Origin of the sequence: Paraglaciecola polaris LMG 21857 (assembly GCF_000315055.1) — a bacterium.
In the GTDB taxonomy this organism is placed as follows: Bacteria; Pseudomonadota; Gammaproteobacteria; order Enterobacterales; family Alteromonadaceae; genus Paraglaciecola; species Paraglaciecola polaris.
On record NZ_BAER01000006.1, the window covers coordinates 21,762 to 38,214 of the forward strand.

10 protein-coding genes and 2 pseudogenes are annotated in these 16,453 nt (G+C 43.1%); 7 read left to right on the forward strand and 5 right to left on the reverse strand.

Annotation, left to right across the window (positions count from 1 at the left end; translation table 11 throughout):
* Positions 1–107 precede the first annotated feature (107 nt).
* Complete coding sequence (locus tag GPLA_RS00455; RefSeq protein ID WP_007102823.1) at positions 108–2,960, reverse strand: FAD-binding and (Fe-S)-binding domain-containing protein; 2,853 nt, start codon at positions 2,958–2,960, stop codon at positions 108–110.
* A gap of 831 nt (positions 2,961–3,791) precedes the next feature.
* Between GPLA_RS00455 and pckA the strand changes: the two genes are divergently transcribed.
* Both pckA and GPLA_RS00465 read left to right on the forward strand, forming a co-directional pair.
* Positions 3,792–5,432 carry a phosphoenolpyruvate carboxykinase (ATP) gene (pckA, locus tag GPLA_RS00460; protein ID WP_007102824.1) on the forward strand — a complete coding sequence of 547 codons (1,641 nt, stop codon included), beginning with the start codon at positions 3,792–3,794 and terminating at the stop codon, positions 5,430–5,432.
* 224 nt (positions 5,433–5,656) lie between these two features.
* Positions 5,657–6,013, forward strand: a complete 357-nt coding sequence (locus tag GPLA_RS00465) for a DUF1428 domain-containing protein (RefSeq protein WP_007102826.1) — start codon at positions 5,657–5,659, stop codon at positions 6,011–6,013.
* A gap of 119 nt (positions 6,014–6,132) precedes the next feature.
* Here GPLA_RS00465 and GPLA_RS00470 read toward each other — a convergent pair.
* Positions 6,133–6,943, reverse strand: a pseudogene (locus tag GPLA_RS00470) (ferredoxin--NADP reductase).
* Positions 6,944–7,572: 629 nt separating this feature from the next.
* On the opposite strand from GPLA_RS00470, the gene GPLA_RS00475 reads away from it, so the two are divergent.
* On the forward strand, positions 7,573–10,794 hold the full coding sequence (locus GPLA_RS00475; RefSeq protein WP_007102828.1) for a glycoside hydrolase family 15 protein: 3,222 nt from the start codon (positions 7,573–7,575) through the stop codon (positions 10,792–10,794).
* Positions 10,795–11,085: 291 nt separating this feature from the next.
* On the forward strand, positions 11,086–11,703 hold the full coding sequence (locus GPLA_RS00480) for a LysE family translocator (RefSeq protein WP_007102829.1): 618 nt from the start codon (positions 11,086–11,088) through the stop codon (positions 11,701–11,703).
* A gap of 11 nt (positions 11,704–11,714) precedes the next feature.
* Here the strand turns inward: GPLA_RS00480 and GPLA_RS00485 are convergent, their stop codons facing one another.
* The 3 genes from GPLA_RS00485 to GPLA_RS23780 are packed head-to-tail and all read right to left on the reverse strand — an operon-like array spanning position 11,715 to position 13,661.
* Positions 11,715–12,362: a response regulator gene (locus GPLA_RS00485; protein WP_007102830.1), complete on the reverse strand. Its 648-nt coding sequence runs from the start codon at positions 12,360–12,362 to the stop codon at positions 11,715–11,717.
* A complete protein-coding gene (locus GPLA_RS23775; RefSeq protein ID WP_226993016.1) occupies positions 12,359–12,958 on the reverse strand; it encodes a sensor histidine kinase in 600 nt (199 codons plus the stop codon). Before GPLA_RS23775 ends, GPLA_RS00485 begins: the two co-directional genes overlap by 4 nt.
* A 4-nt stretch (positions 12,959–12,962) precedes the next feature.
* The gene (locus tag GPLA_RS23780) at positions 12,963–13,661 is read right to left on the reverse strand and encodes a cache domain-containing protein (protein ID WP_226993017.1); all 699 of its coding nucleotides are present in this window, start codon (positions 13,659–13,661) and stop codon (positions 12,963–12,965) included.
* Between the two features lie 18 nt (positions 13,662–13,679).
* Here GPLA_RS23780 and GPLA_RS00495 point away from each other — a divergent pair.
* From GPLA_RS00495 to GPLA_RS00505, 3 genes and pseudogenes are all read left to right on the forward strand, one after another.
* A pseudogene (locus GPLA_RS00495) lies at positions 13,680–14,552 on the forward strand (TRAP transporter substrate-binding protein); the annotation flags it as partial.
* Between the two features lie 82 nt (positions 14,553–14,634).
* Positions 14,635–15,165, forward strand: coding sequence for a TRAP transporter small permease subunit (locus GPLA_RS00500; RefSeq protein WP_007102831.1), 531 nt, complete (start codon positions 14,635–14,637; stop codon positions 15,163–15,165).
* Entirely contained in the window at positions 15,165–16,445 is a 1,281-nt protein-coding gene (locus tag GPLA_RS00505) for a TRAP transporter large permease (RefSeq protein ID WP_007102832.1), read from the forward strand. The genes GPLA_RS00500 and GPLA_RS00505 overlap by 1 nt, the downstream gene beginning before the upstream one ends.
* The last annotated feature ends 8 nt before the right edge of the window (positions 16,446–16,453 follow it).

A 16,453-nucleotide genomic window follows, 5' to 3' on the forward strand; every position in this document is an offset into this window, starting at 1 on the left:
CGTTAAGTGACGCTATATTTGTAAAATATCGATTCAAGACTAAGTTTCATCGTGCAAACCGCCCAAACGTATAGGTAGTTCTGCAGGCAACTAACGCCTTCATAGGTTTACAGCTGACTTTTTGCCGCACTGACATTATCGAGCAATAACATCAGCGAATGATAGGGTATACCGCTATGTTGACTAAGCCCAATTTCACACGTTCGACTATTACTATAGCCAGCTTTACAGTTGACTGGAATTTGCCTTTTTAGGTGGCGAAGTGCACTGGCATTTAATTCAGGTACGAACATGCCTTTATCGCCCGCATAACCACAGCATTCTATGCCCTGAGGCTGAATGACCTGCTCGCTGCAGGCGTGAGCCAAGGCTTCTAGATAACCTGAGATGCCCATTTTACGGCTGCTGCAAGTAACATGAAGGGCAACTGGATCACTTTGCGGAGTGATATGTAAATCGGCTAATACGCGCTTGACCATAAATTCACTGGTTTCAAAAATATCTAATCCTTGTACCTGATCGAGTGCTTGCATTTGTTGCTTACAGGGGCTGGTATCAAACACAATGGGAATGTTACCTTGGCGACTAATGTTAAGCAGGTTACGGGCTAACTCATCACCTTTTTGCTGAGCTAAATCGGGAAAACCTTTGCTGCTAAATGGCATACCACAACATAGGTCGTTCATGTCTTCAGGTAATATGACCTGATACCCTGCCTTAGCAAAAACCGAGCGCGCTGCATCGTAGGTAGAACGGGGCTCGTTGTCAGACGCTGCAGGTCCCATAGTGCGACTGGCGCAACTGGCAAAATAGACCACTTGCTTAGCCTTTGGCTGCCCATCGAACTTTATCGCTTTGGCTTTACTTGGCCACTGACTTTGCCACAAAGGTAGGTTTTTAGCAGACAATCGATGCACTTTAGCACCTATGGTGTCGGTGAGCGTATCGCCTAAGACCTTAGTAACAAAGCTTGACGCTCCAAACCCCAACGCGGCTGATTGGCTCACCAAGGAAAAATGTTCTGCGCTGAATTTAGCGATAGTTTCACCGAATTTGCTTTGTCTTTCACTGCGAAGTTGGCGAATAAGATCACCTGTGTTAATCCCCACCGGGCAGCGCTGAGCACATAATCCTGTCGCGGCACAGGTATCGATTCCCATGTATTGAAAGTCATGCTCTAACTGACGTAATTCCTGAGCGTTTTCAGACTCAGTGTTGTTTGCTGCATTGCCTAGCGCGCGCAGCTGTTTTATTCGGCGCCAAATGGCGATGCGCTGCCGAGGGGTATAACTCAATTCTTGAGATGGACAAACAGCTTCACAGAAACCACATTCGATACATTTATCAATAATATCATTGGCTTTTGGCATTAATTTAAGGTTTTTAATGTGGCTTTGCGCATCGTCATTCAATATAACCCCAGGATTCAAAATCCCTGTGGGATCAATGATTTTTTTAACTTGCTGCATCACTTTGTAGGCTTCACTTCCCCACTCTAATGCCACAAACGGCGCCATATTACGCCCTGTACCGTGTTCTGCTTTAAGGGATCCTTTAAATTCCACCGCGACTAGCTTAGCCACCGCCTGCATAAAACGATCATAGCGTTCAATTTCAGCTTGTTGTTCGAATGACTGGGTAAACACAAAATGTAAATTCCCTGCCAATGCATGGCCAAATATTATCCCTTCTGAGTAGCCAAACTGATCAAATAACTGATGTAATCGGCCAATGCCTTGCGCCATATTTTCAATGGGGAAACATACGTCTTCAATGATAACCGTAGTGCCTGCTTCGCGCACCGCGCCAACAGCAGGAAACGTACCTTTGCGTATGGCCCATAATTGTTGGTTTAACAAGGTATTACGACTAAAAGGGATTGACTGTAAAACATGATGACTGCTTATATATGCTGCCAGCGTGTCTATTTTTTGTGTCAGTTCCCCTGGGCTTTCAGCACTCACTTCAATCAAAAGTGCCGTGTAATTGTCATTCTGTGTGCAAAATGAATCTGGTAAACCTGGCTGCCCTTTAACCGAATTCAATGCTCGCTGGTCCATTAATTCAACGGCGTCGACGCTTTGCTGACTTAATGTTTCAACCAATGAACATGCTTGCTCTGCACTGGCAAATAAATATAAACCGCTGGCTTTATGTTTATGCTCAATTACGGTCCGGTAAGTAATGTCACTAATGAAACCTAACGTGCCTTCTGAGCCAATCATGAGATGCACCAATATATCGAGTGGGTCCTGATAATCAATCAACGCATTCAGTGCGTAACCACAGGTATTTTTAAGGCGATATTTGTGGGTGATAAGTCCATATAGTGATGTATTATTTTGGCAGTCCGAGGCCAATTGCTGTAACTGTGACAGCATTTCCTGATGTCGTTGGCGAAAGTGAGCAACACTTTCTTCATCACTGGTATCCACCATGCTGCCATCTGCCAGCACTAGGGACATATCTTGTACTGTGTAATAACTGTTGTGCGCCACACCGCAGCACATGCCGGAGGCATTATTTGCCGCAATGCCTCCGATTTTACAGCTGTTGATTGACGCAGGGTCTGGGCCAATCTTACGTCCAAAAGGGGCTAATAACCGGTTCGCATCCGCGCCAATAACCCCAGGCTGTAACTTAATTTTCCCGCCGTTATTTAACACCCAGTGGTTACGCCAATCATCACTTAAGGTAATCAGCACGGAGTCACTTACCCCCTGCCCTGACAAACTGGTGCCCGCGGCACGAAAAGTAACAGCCACCCTATATTGCGCACTGAGCCTGAGAACGTTTTGTACTTGTTCTAATGACGAGAGCTTCAACACCAACAAGGGAATAAGCTGGTAAAAGCTGGCATCGACCGCCAGTGCCCGGCGTCGGCTGATATCTTGAATAATTGATTCAGCAGGTAACATAGCAAGTATTTGCTTCAGATAGTCGGTGGGCAACCGTGTCATTTAATGGTCCTTTTACTGGGAAATAGAGCTGAGAGATGCAGTGTTTTGCGAGCTCGGGATAAAAGAGCAAAAGAATCGCATCTTGAGACATTTGCATCAAGGGCAATACGTAAGCTTTTGTAAGCTAAATTGAACAAAAATATTTGCTGTGCTTGCTAATCCCTTCGTATCTAGTAACAAAGGTAAAGCTCACCAACAGTAAATATTTTATTGCGCAGAGTGAGTGTGACTCACGTTCGATGAACACATAGTGGTCCTAGCTAGGAACATTTGCCTTGTTTATAACGCGACTTCCACCAGGAAATAACGATGAAACAACGTTAACTTCGCTCACCTTGTAAACTTTCAGGATATACAACAGAAATAGTCGTTATCAATATATCAGTATGTTAGGCAGCAAAAAACAAGCCTAGGGTTCGAAAGTGGTGATTAGACTGGACTGCCTTGCACACGAAAAGCAAAAGCATGTAAATAAGTACTATTTATCAGACATTTAAAGAAATAAAAAATTCACTTAGATTCCAATACGATAAGTTTAAAATCACTTATATTTTATCTTTAAGCGCAAATAAAACGCATGAAAGTTTGAAATATAGCAACTTTATGACAATTTATTTCGAACTTATGAAATCCAACATGTTTTATTACAACATGGGTTACATAATGAGTCCAAAATTGGTTAGAATAGTATCGACTGTTACACAGAGTAACGCCTTATGCTAACAACGCTCTAGCTAGCTGCCATTAAGGTATTAACCGGGTCAGGCTTACGTGCCTAACACGACCATAAATATACGTTCGCGCCGCCATTATCAAACGAAGGGTTATTTAATGACTATACACACATTGACCACTGATTTAGCCAAATTAGGCATTATCGAAGCTACCGAAATTGTACATAACCCCTCGTACGACTTGTTGTTTGAGGAAACCACCAACTCCTCACTTGAAGGGTATGAAAAAGGAACGATCACTGAATTGGGTGCCGTAAATGTCAACACAGGTAAGTTTACCGGTCGCTCACCGAAGGACAAATACATTGTGCGTGATGACGTATCTAAAGATACCGTATGGTGGTCAGATCAGGGGAAAAACGATAATAAACCCATCACACCACAAGTTTGGGGCGAGTTAAAAAATTTAGTCACCGAGCAACTCAGCGGCAAACGTTTATTTGTGGTAGACACTTATTGCGGTGCGAATGAAGATACCCGCCTGAAAGTACGTTTTATCACTGAAGTGGCTTGGCAAGCACACTTTGTAAAGAACATGTTTATTCGTCCTACCGAAGCAGAATTAGCCCACTACGAACCTGACTTTGTCGTTATGAACGGTGCAAAAACCACTAACCCGAATTGGCAAGCCCAGGGATTAAATTCAGAGAACTTTGTTGCCTTTAATCTCACTGAAAAAGTCCAGTTAATTGGCGGCACTTGGTATGGCGGTGAAATGAAAAAGGGTATGTTCTCAATGATGAACTACCTGTTACCCCTTAAAAATATTGCCTCAATGCATTGCAGTGCAAATGTGGGCAAGGAAGGTGACGTTGCCGTATTTTTTGGTCTTTCTGGAACCGGTAAAACCACCTTATCGACGGATCCCAACCGAGAACTTATCGGCGATGATGAACATGGCTGGGATGACAACGGGGTATTTAATTTTGAAGGTGGTTGTTATGCAAAAACCATCAACTTGAGTAAAGAGAACGAACCTGACATCTACAATGCCATTCGTCGTGACGCACTACTAGAAAATGTAACCGTAGATGCAAACGGTAAAATTGATTTTGACGATAATAGTAAAACTGAGAATACCCGCGTCTCTTACCCCATTCAGCATATCGACAATATCGTTAAACCGATATCTCGAGCGGGTCACGCCAATAAGGTGATCTTCTTAACCGCAGATGCATTCGGCGTACTTCCGGCTGTTGCTAAATTGACACCTGAACAAGCGCAGTATTATTTCTTATCTGGATTCACCGCTAAATTAGCCGGCACGGAACGCGGAATTACTGAACCGACTCCGACCTTTTCTAGCTGTTTCGGTGCGGCTTTTTTAAGTTTGCACCCTACGCAGTATGCCAAGGTCCTTAAAAACCGCATGCAAGCATCAGGTGCCCAAGCGTATTTGGTCAATACCGGTTGGAACGGCACAGGCAAGCGTATTTCTATCAAAGCAACGCGTGCCATCATTGATGCCATTCTAGATGGCTCCCTAGATGAAGCATCCACCACGACACTACCGATATTTAATTTACAGGTACCACAAGGGTTGGGTGAATTGGACACAGATATTCTCGATCCACGTAAAACTTATCAGCATGAAAGCCAATGGAGTGAAAAAGCCAATAACTTAGCTGAATTATTCGTCGACAACTTCGATAAATTCACAGATACCGACAATGGAAAAGCCTTGGTAGCGGCTGGCCCAAGTTTATTTGCGCCAGCAAAAAGCGCAAAATCTGCTTAACGAATATTCTGTTACCCTATTCACAAATAAATGGATAAGCAGGCGCAAATCATGGCGCCTGCTTTTTTCATCACCATTAGTCCGTTACACCTCAATGCTTGTGCCACACATTCACTGTTCTCGTTCCCTGTTGCAACTATCACTATCTTATTAAACCCACTATGGTGTTAATAGTGCTCACTATTGCAATAATTAACATGCTACATAAACACACGAGGTGAAATATGGCTTATATCGATGGTTTTGTTGTCGCGGTTCCCAGCATAAATAAAGAACAATACAAAGCTTATGCTAAGCAGTGTATTGACATCTTCAAACAAGAATACGGTGCGCTAGCTTGCAAAGAGTGTTGGGGGGATGACGTCCCGGAAGGTGAGCTCACGTCTTTTCCCTTGGCTGTGAAGGCGAAAGACGATGAAACTGTAGTATTTTCATGGATCACCTGGCCGTCGAAAGAGGTCAGGGACATAGGCATGCAGAAATGTATGCAAGACCCTCGCTTCGACCCACTAAAGTCACCCATGCCCTTTGACGGAAAGCGTATGATTTATGGAGGCTTTGAAGTGCTAGTGGATGAGTAACTTTGGGTCAAACGTTTGAGTTGAGAACCTTTTCGATAAATTAAGCCGAGTCGCTGACGCGAATGAAATGCCATTTACCCAATGGAAGTAAATGGCACATATTGCGATTTAATTTGCCGTTATTTTTCAATAAACGCTTGTTCAATAACGTAATGGCCTTGAGAGCGAGAATTTGCTTTGCTGAATCCTTTGTCGTCCAATATTTTAGCTAAGTCTTTGAGCATGGCGTCGTTACCACACAGCATAAAACGGTCATTTTCAGGATCGATATTCGGTAGATTTAAGTCGCCGCTGAGCTTATTTGATAACAAGAGTTCGGTGATACGCCCTTCATGATCCCGTAGTCCATCATTGCTTTTCAAGCTGTTATATTGATAAGGCTCTCGGGTTACCGTTGGGTAATACAATAATTTATCTTGTACGATGTCGCCAAAAAAACGGGTTGTTTGGCAAACCCACTTCGATTTCTTGTTGATATGCCAGCTCAGACGCCCAGCGTACTCCATGCACTAAAATAATTTTTTCAAACTGATCGTAGATATTTGGGTCTTGAATAATACTCATAAAAGGCGCTAAGCCTGTACCTGTGCTCAATAAATAGAGATTTTTCCCCGGTTGTAGATAACCCGCGACTAAGGTACCCGTTGCACGCGTCGTTAACATGACCTCATCACCGGCTTGAATTTTTTGCAGTTCAGATGTAAGCGCGCCATCTGGCACTTTGATGCTAAAGAACTCTAATTCGTCTGCATAATTTGCACTGGCAATACTGTATGCACGCATCAGTGGTTTGCCAGCAAGCTCTAAACCGATCATCACAAACTGACCACTTTCAAAGGTAAATGATTTCTGGCGCGTCGTTTTAAAACTAAATAACGTTTCGTTCCAATGGTGAACGAAAGTCACACATTCTTTGATTACATTGCGCATGATTTAATTTTCCCCCTGTTTGATATGCTGTGATTATCTCAGAAATAACCAAATGATAATAGTTCCTATTAGCATTTAATTGTAACAAATGTATTTTTTACTTTACTCAGGTCAATAGAAGCTTTAGGTATGCTCGTTAAAGTCAGGATTTATCAAAGTGGCCCGAGGCTTCCCCTACTATCTGCACCCAATTATATTTAAGCGCACCAAGCTTGCACTTAAATATAAATGGGTGCTGGTCACGCTAAACTTAAACGATTAAGATTAGTAAAATAAAGAAATACGTAAGAAAGTGCGGATCTGAACATGAGCAACGCTTGCCACTCGACAGTGAATTATATTGTCAGCGTTGTGCTCAGTAACAATTTGGCACTAATTAAGTGGTCTAATACGGCCGATAAAAAGATATGGCGTATTTTTTGCTCGAATGTTTTGTATTAGTGGTGGAACGATCCAAAAAATACGACTAACGGGTAATTTTACCATGTTCAATAAGATGATATAAATTTTAAAGCCTGTATTAAACCCAATTATACCGCGTGATTATCATATTTGTGTATTACAGATAAGTTAATCTGCATTTTTCAGAAGCCCTTTCCCTGCTTCTCCAGAATTTATTAGGATACCCTATGCAAAACCTCGAACTAAACACGCAACTCGACGCGTATTATCAGCAAATTAAGTCTGTCATTTTAGACAAACAACACCCTGTGAGCGGCTTGCTGCCAGCTAGCACTGCCATTACTGTGCATGGTAACTATCAAGACGCTTGGGTACGTGACAACGTATACAGCATACTGGCGGTATGGGGCTTAGCTCTAGCGTATCGTAATGTAGATAATGACAATGGTCGAGGCTACGAGTTACAACAACGTACAGTCAAACTGATGCGTGGATTGTTGCGCTCAATGATGGCGCAATCAACGAAAGTTGAAGCCTTTAAGAGAACTCGTCAACCCATAGATGCGCTGCATGCAAAATACGATACCGCTACGGGTGACAGCGTGGTGGGCGATTCTGAATGGGGCCATTTGCAAATTGATGCCACCTCGGTATTTCTGCTGACACTTACCCAAATGATTGCGTCTGGCCTTGACGTTATCTGGTCAGACGAAGAAGTATGTTTTGTACAAAACTTGGTGTACTACATCGAGCGAGCGTACCGCACGCCTGATTTTGGTATTTGGGAGCGAGGCGCTAAAAGTAACAGCGGTAGCGTTGAATTAAACGCCAGCTCGTTGGGCATGGCAAAAGCGGCTCTTGAAGCCTTATCAGGTTTTAACCTTTATGGTGCTAAGGGCTCCCTTAGTTCGGTGATCCACGTAATCCCAGACAACATTGCCCAATCTAATATCACATTGAGTGCCATGTTACCCAGGGAGTCAAACACCAAAGAAATTGATGCTGCTTTGCTTAGCGTTATCGGCTTTCCTGCTTTTGCAGTGCAAGATAAAGCATTAGCAGATAAGGTACGTCACGACATTGTGACTAAATTAGAGGGCCGCTATGGACTGAAGCGCTTCTTACGTGATGGTCATCAAACGGTACTTGAAGATGAAGCAAGATTGCATTACGAAGATAAAGAACTGAAACAGTTTGAAAACATTGAATCTGAATGGCCGTTATTTTATGCCTACCTGTATTTAGATGCTCTTTTTTCCGATAATAAACCGCAAATTGCCCATTATCGTGACCGTTTAGATAAGGTTCTTGTAGAACAGAATGGGTTTAAATTACTGCCTGAATTATATTTTGTGCCTAAAGCGTCTATTGACGCGGAACGAGCAGCTCCTCAATCACAAGATCGCTTGCCTAATGAGAACGTGCCCTTAGTGTGGGCGCAAAGCCTATTCTTGCTTGGCTCCATGTTACAAGATGGCTTGTTGCGCCCGGGAGATTTAGATCCCCTTGGACGCCGTCATGCCAAACCAACCATGAAGCCAGTGGTGCAATTAATATTTATATCAGAAGATGAAACACTACAACAAGAGCTAGCAGCACATGGCGTGGCCACTGAAACCTTAAGTGATATTGCCCCTGTCAAAGTATATCGCCCAGAAGACATCGCCGCCGTGCACGGACAAGTCGGTCGCTGTGATAGTTTGGGCCTGACCGGCCGTATACCGCGTATGCTTAAAAGCCTAACCACAAGCCGGGTGTATATGTTTAATAAACAACGAGCTGTGTGTTTAACCCCCTCTTTTATGCAACACGAGTACTTTTTAAGTTACGACATTGATTTTCTGGTGCGTCGCTTTAAAAGTGAGCTGAGCTATTTACACCGTAATTGGACCGAAGTAGGCCGCCCCACCGTCACCGTTTTACTGACCCATAATTTACTGGGGGCTGAGCGCAGCTCGTTTTTCGAATTAATGGCTCAAATTGCTACCGGGGAAGTAGATGATGTACCCGTCAAGCACGGAACAATGGCCCAGCTAACCCCAACTTCTGCTGTGGAGCGGGTTGAGCAATTGAATGATTTAATATTACCAAGTGAGCCCCTTAGCGAGTTGTTTTCCCATTCATGCACCCTGTCCCTTGCGGGTCATCATATTGCACTGTCATCTGATCAAGAGCGCGAGATAGATGTGTCATCAGATACAACTGACCTGCTTACCCGTTTAGAAAAATCCGACAACTTGTATCAGCAGATAGCCTTGCTCGCCGCGCTGAGTAAACTGCTGGGTGTAGACTCCAGGATCAGCTACCAAGGTCAACAGCACACGATTAAAGCATTGATTGAAGAAGTCTATTTGCAAGCAGGTCGCTTGCGCTTATGGTCTGTTTTACGCCATGCATCGGGCTTATTAGGTAAAGTTGATGGTGATTTAGGGCTCGCAGTCAGTGCGTTACTTGTGGCACAAAAGTTTATTCAAGTTGGCCGCGCTTACAGTGATGACTCATTAATATCTAAGACTTTACAAGATGATGAATTACTTGCCAAAATCAGTCAATTCTGCCGCGAAGATGTGCGCGACCAGGTATTAACGCAAGAAGTACTCTTGTGCTTAGGCATGTTAGTCAAAGCACGACCTAAGCTATTTAGTGAATTGTTGACTGTGCGTGTTAGTTACCTGATTATTTTGCTCACCAGTCAGATTTCTCGTGAACATCATAAGACGCCAGATGAAGCATACGAACATATTATGAACTTGGCCCCGTCAGATATTCAGGATCAAATTGAAGCTGTGCTTGAGGAGTACCAAAACTTAACAGACCTTCCCATGAAGCTCGAAGAGCTGCATGCGGAATGCCATTCAGGCAAGCTCGATTGGGATCAAGATCTGGGTTTAGAAGAGCTGTCAGAACCAACTGAGGGTTGGTACGTTTGGCGACAACATCAAGGTGTTATTGACAGAAGACCTGCCGGTTTTATTCCTCAAGTATGGAGTATTTTTAAGCATACGACAGGTCTAGTGATTGGTAACAAAATGGATAAACGTAATCGCATAGCCAGCGACATGGTGCTAAGCGATATGACCCAAGGAGAAGCTGCGTTTGCGCTGCTTATCGAGCAGATGTTGAATAATATTCAGGCACCTGAATATAGACAACTGACGGTTGAAACATTAAGTGCACTGGGCAGGTTTTTCGAACAGAACCCAAGTTTGCAAGTAGACGAAGCGCTGACGATTGATGTCACTATCGGTCATGCTGTTCACCTCGCCTATGGTGAATTACACCCTGAGCGCATAGCAAATTACTCGGAATTCAAAGGTCAAGCTTGGGACAGTTTTTATAATCGCTCTCCCATGGAAACGACCTTTTTCATTGTATCAGCGCTGCGTAAATTATTGACTGTGCGCCCCGTTAAAGAGATGGAAGTTGAAATGGATAATGTGGCTTCTTGAGCAACTAAATAATCAAGTCAGCTGCCAACAAATGCCTTAACTGAAGGCGTGAAAAATCATTAGATACAAGGGCCAGCCCCTTGTGTCTTTGTTGATTGATATAGAAATACAACCCTTCATAGCCATTTATTCAAACCTGTTCCCCCACCGCAACCATCTTGTTAACACACTGTTAAATATAATTATTTTAAAAAATATTCGTTAAGTTGCAACGTAAACCGTTCGCATATTGGTCAAATATTAGTAGACTGACGGGCTGTGCTTGAGTCTTTCATATGGAATGTTTTGTGAATGCCTGATTTAACCATACTCGCTGTTTTTATACCGACATTTTTCTTTGTTTCTATTACTCCAGGCATGTGTATGACCCTTGCCATGACCTTAGGCATGAGTGTGGGTGTGCGCCGCACATTGTGGATGATGTTAGGTGAAGTATTTGGCGTGGCATTAGTCGCCATAGCTGCGGTAGTCGGCGTAGCCAGTATCATGTTAAATTATCCCGCTGTGTTTCAGGTTTTTAAATGGCTCGGCGCAGCTTATTTAGGTTATTTGGGCACTAAGATGTTCATCGCCAAAGGACACATGAACACTGGCGATACCCCCACAGGTCCAGCCTCACGTATCGGGCTTGCCTCTCAAGGTTTTATCACCGCCATTGCAAACCCTAAAGGCTGGGCGTTTATGGTCAGCTTATTACCACCTTTTATTAGTTTATCTAAACCGTTAACGGGACAGCTTATGGTACTCGTTGGCTTAATCATGTTGAGCGAATTTGTATGTATGTTGATTTATGCCACCGGCGGTAAAAGTTTACGCATGTTTCTTAATCGCAATGACAATATACGCTGGATGAACCGTATTGCTGGCAGTTTATTAATCGGTGTCGGTGTGTGGTTAGCATTGGTGTAATACTTAAATGTTTATTTATCGACTAGGCCGTGATCGACCGCATAACAAATCAGTTCCGCCAATGATTCAATATTAAGCTTGCTTTTCATGTTGCGTCTGTGGGCTTCAACCGTACGAAAACTGATATTCAAAATCCGTGCTATTTCTTTACTAGATTTTCCTTGTGCTACATGGGTAAGTATCAGTTGCTCGCGAGTCGTGAGTTTTTGACTGGTGTCCTTGGCAGGCTTATCAATTAACATTTTCGCTATCGAGCTACTGAAATGCGTCTGCCCTTTCGCCACCGCTTTAATGGCGTAATACACCTCTTCTGACGTGGTGTCTTTTAAGATATAACCCGACGCACCTGCTTGAATAGAGCTAGTAACAAATTCCGCACTGTCATGCATACTAAAGATCAGTACTTTAGTATCTTCTAAACGATCGGTAATGATTTCGGTTGCATCAATTCCGTTCATAGAAGGCATGCTGATATCCATTAGGATCACATCTGGTTTTAATGCTAAGGCCTTTTCCAGTGCGTCTTTTCCATCATGCGTCATCCCGACTATCTCGATATCATCATAAAACGACAAACACGCGCTCAAGCCCCCTTGCACCATGGGGTGATCATCAACCAATAAAATACGGGTGGGTAGCTCAGGTTGTATTGTGCTCATGCAAGAGTGCCTTTTGTCACAGTTTGATTATTAGCGTAGCTAGTTTTTGGGATACGTGCCTTTATTAGGGTACCGCTTGATGATGATTGCACACTAAATTCGCCTAAGTGATACTCAACCCGCTCTGCCAAGTTACGTAACCCAATCCCGTACTCGTCAGTTTTGTCATTTAATTGGCTATCAAATCCTCGGCCGTTATCACTGATGCTCAACGTTAACCACTTGTCTTTGATGGACATATCGATATTGACTTCTGTAGCGTGGGCATGCTTTTGCACGTTGATCAGAGACTCTTGTACAACCCTATACAAGGTCGTACTAATACTGTCTTGTACTAATTTACGTACCGCTGGTTTGGTGATGTTGACGGCAATGCCAGTTTGCTCACTAAACTCTACAGCAAGGGCATCCATAGCCGCAGATAAGCCCAGTTCATCCAAAATTCTTGGGTGTAAATGGTGAGAAATACGCCTAATTTCATTGATCGCGTCTCGTAAATTACTTTGTGCATGCTCAAGGGGCTGTGGTTTATCAACCTTCGCTTTCGCTAACCATAGGCCGGTGGCTTCCAGCGAATACTTAATCGATACCATCATGTAATTATCGGGAAATATGCCGACGCTCTTCTTCTTGCATATTAATTATCTTAAGGCCTAACTCACTGATTTTTTGATCTGTTTTCTTTTTTTTGCTTAAGTTTAGAATGAGTCCAAGTAGAAAGATGACAAATATCGAAGACATGGCCACCAGCAAAATAATCTGCTTGGTTTTATTAATATGTTGGTCTATTTCACGTTGCAGTTTATTTAATTGGTTGTTTACATCATCTAAGTACACACCCGTTCCGATCATCCAGTTCCACTTTTCCAAAAATACTGAATAGCCCATTTTTTCAGACATTTCATCTGACGATGGTTTACGCCAAGGGTAACGATAAAATCCACCACCGGCTTTGGCATTTCTAATTAATATTTGAACGGTTTTATCGCCCTGCTCACTTTCTAAGTCCCACCAATTCTCCCCAACTCGATAAGGTTCTTTAGGATGCACTACGCCGTTACCTTCTCCGTCATACACAAAAAAATACCCGTCAGCACCGCTATAAGTCATGTTATGAATAATCTCTGTGACTCGTGCCTTAGCTTCCCCATCATCTATATCACTGTTTTGGTAAGCATCGGTCATGGCGGATACCGCTAAAAACGTATAATTCTTGAGTTCTTGATGCTTTTGCTCAATCAGGAAACTTTCTAATGTATCAACGCTTTGATTAGACAAATCACGATATTCATCTGTCACTAGGTAGTACGTCAGTATTTTGGTGATGCTAGCAAAAATATGGCTAAAATGGTGGAAGAAATGTCAGATGGTAGACTAACCATACGCATTGATTCAGCCAACAAACATAAATCTGCGCTAGGTATTTTTGATTTCGTTAAAAGTGGCCAATATCAAATGGGCCATTCTGCTTCCTATTATTCGAAAGGCAAAGACTTCAATACCCTATTCTTCACAACTGTCCCATTCGGCATGACGGCATTTTGTCATTCCCAGGCGGTAATACTGGGGTACAAATGGGTGGCTGGTTTAGAAAAGAAATCAACACAGTGGACGACTTGAAAGGGTTGAAAATGCGTATTCCAGGTTTCGCGTGAAGTATTGGCTAAACTGGGCGCCAGCCCAACCAATATACCTTCTGCCGAACTTTACACCGCATTAGAACGCAACACCATCGATGCACTTGAGTGGGTTGGCCCGTCACTGGATCTACGTATGAGGTTTCACAAAATAGCGCCTTATTACTACACCGGCTGGCAAGAACCAGCAACAGAGTTGCAGTTTATGGTTAATCAGAAAGCCTATGACTCGTTACCCGCTGATTTACAAAAAATATTAACGATCGCAATGAAAACCGCCGCTTATGACATGTATTCACAATCTACCCATGAGAACGGCGTCAACCTTAAAGCACTGCAAACCGATTACCCGAACATAAAAATTCGTACCTTTCCAAAACCTGTCATGAAAGCGATCCGTGCAGCAAACGACGAGCTACTCGCTGAATTTGCAGCCAAAGCTCCCAAAACCAATAAAATTTTAGAGTCGATTATACGTTATCAACAGCAAGTTCGTGCTTGGACTAAGTTTGCTGACCAAGCTTATTTAGAAAGTTTCGAGGATGAAAAGTAACCATACGATTGGCCTGCTATCAGCACATCTCGCTTGGTTAAAAAGTGTTTTGTGCTCGGTAGTCGCATGTCAGAGATTTATTATGAATTCAGTCGTTAAATTACTAGGCAAGTTTATAGATGGCGTAGGTCATCTCTGCAGTTTGCTGATGATGTTAATGATTTTGAACGTGTTTTATGACGTGGTGATGCGCTATTTCTTTAACGAAGTTAGCATCGGCATGCAAGAGCTTGAATGGCATTTGTTTGCTGCCATGTTTATGTTTGGTATTGGTTACACCTTAAAGACCGATTGCCACGTGCGAGTTGATGTACTGTACGACAACTTTAGTCCTCGCCTTCAAGCTTATATTAATTTATTTGGTGCACTGCTGTTTGTACTGCCCGTTACCATATTGATCCTTTACTACAGCTGGGACTACACCCTTGAAGCCTATGAAATGGGTGAAGGTAGTGCTGATCCCGGCGGTTTACCCCACCGCTTTATTATTCGTGGCGTCATTCCTGCGTCGTCTGTGTTTCTTATCTTATGCACCTTCTACGTCATGTTGGAACAAATTCAGCGCCTAACCGGCCCTGATGTACCATCTGGGCAACATAAGGATGCACTTTAATGACAGGTTTAGTTTTATTTGGCATTGCACTTTTGTGCTTATTTCTCGGCTACTCCGTTGCATTTACTTTTGCGGGTGTCTCTGTACTGATAGGGGTCATCGTCTTAGGCGCAGATCTATTTGCTTTCATGCCATACCGCATCATGAGCATCATGGAAAACACCACTATGATGGCTATTCCCATGTTTGTATTTATGGGCATAGTGTTACAAAAAACCGGCCTTGCAGAACGCTTACTCGAATCATCAGCCAAGCTATTTGGCGGTATTTCAGGGGGTGTGGCGGTTTCCACTATAATCGTCGGCGCTTTGCTTGCAGCTTCAACCGGTGTGGTTGGCGCAAGTGTCGTTGCTATGGGCGTAATTTCGCTGCCTGTGATGTTAAAAAATAATTATCACCAACCCACGGCAGCTGGTGTAATATGCGCCGCCGGAACATTAGGGCAGATTATTCCACCTTCTATTATCTTAATAATATTAGGTGATGTAATGGGAGTACCGGTTGGCGATTTGTTTCGTGCGGCTGTGATACCTGGGGTTTTACTGATAGTCGTTTACACCCTGTATATTTTGATTTTGGGTAAAATAAAACCAGAATACTGTCCTCCAATTGAAGTGACCGAAGACAGGCGCACCATTCTGGTACAAGCGGTTAAAGATATCTTCCCGCCGTTGTTGTTGATTGTAACCGTATTAGGTTCAATTTTTACCGGTATTGCAACGCCTACCGAATCATCGGCTATCGGCGCTGTAGGTGCATTGGTGTTGTCGGCAATTTATGGCCGCTTTTCATTCAAGAGGGTACATGAAATATCGGGTGAAACCGTTAAGGTAACCGCCATGATATTCGCAGTACTGGTGGGCGCAACAGCATTTTCCATGGTCTTTAGTTACTCCGGTAGTGAATATCTAGTAGAAGACTTTTTCACCCAACTACCCGGTGATAAATGGACGTTCATTATTCTTGCGATGTTGACAATTATGCTACTGGGTTTCTTCATCGATTTTATTGAGATTTCGTTCCTAGTGGTGCCTATATTGACACCCGTAGCCATGTTACTGGACATCGATTTGATTTGGTTCGCTATCTTAATTTCAATGAACTTACAAACGTCATTTTCAACCCCACCCTTTGGATTCAGTCTGTTTTATCTAAAAGGCGTGGCACCTAAATCACTTAAAACGACCACCATTTATAAAGGTGTTATTCCCTTTATCCTGATGCAGGTATTGGTTTTATTACTGGTCATTTTGTTCCCTGAATATCTTATATTGCAATAACACACACA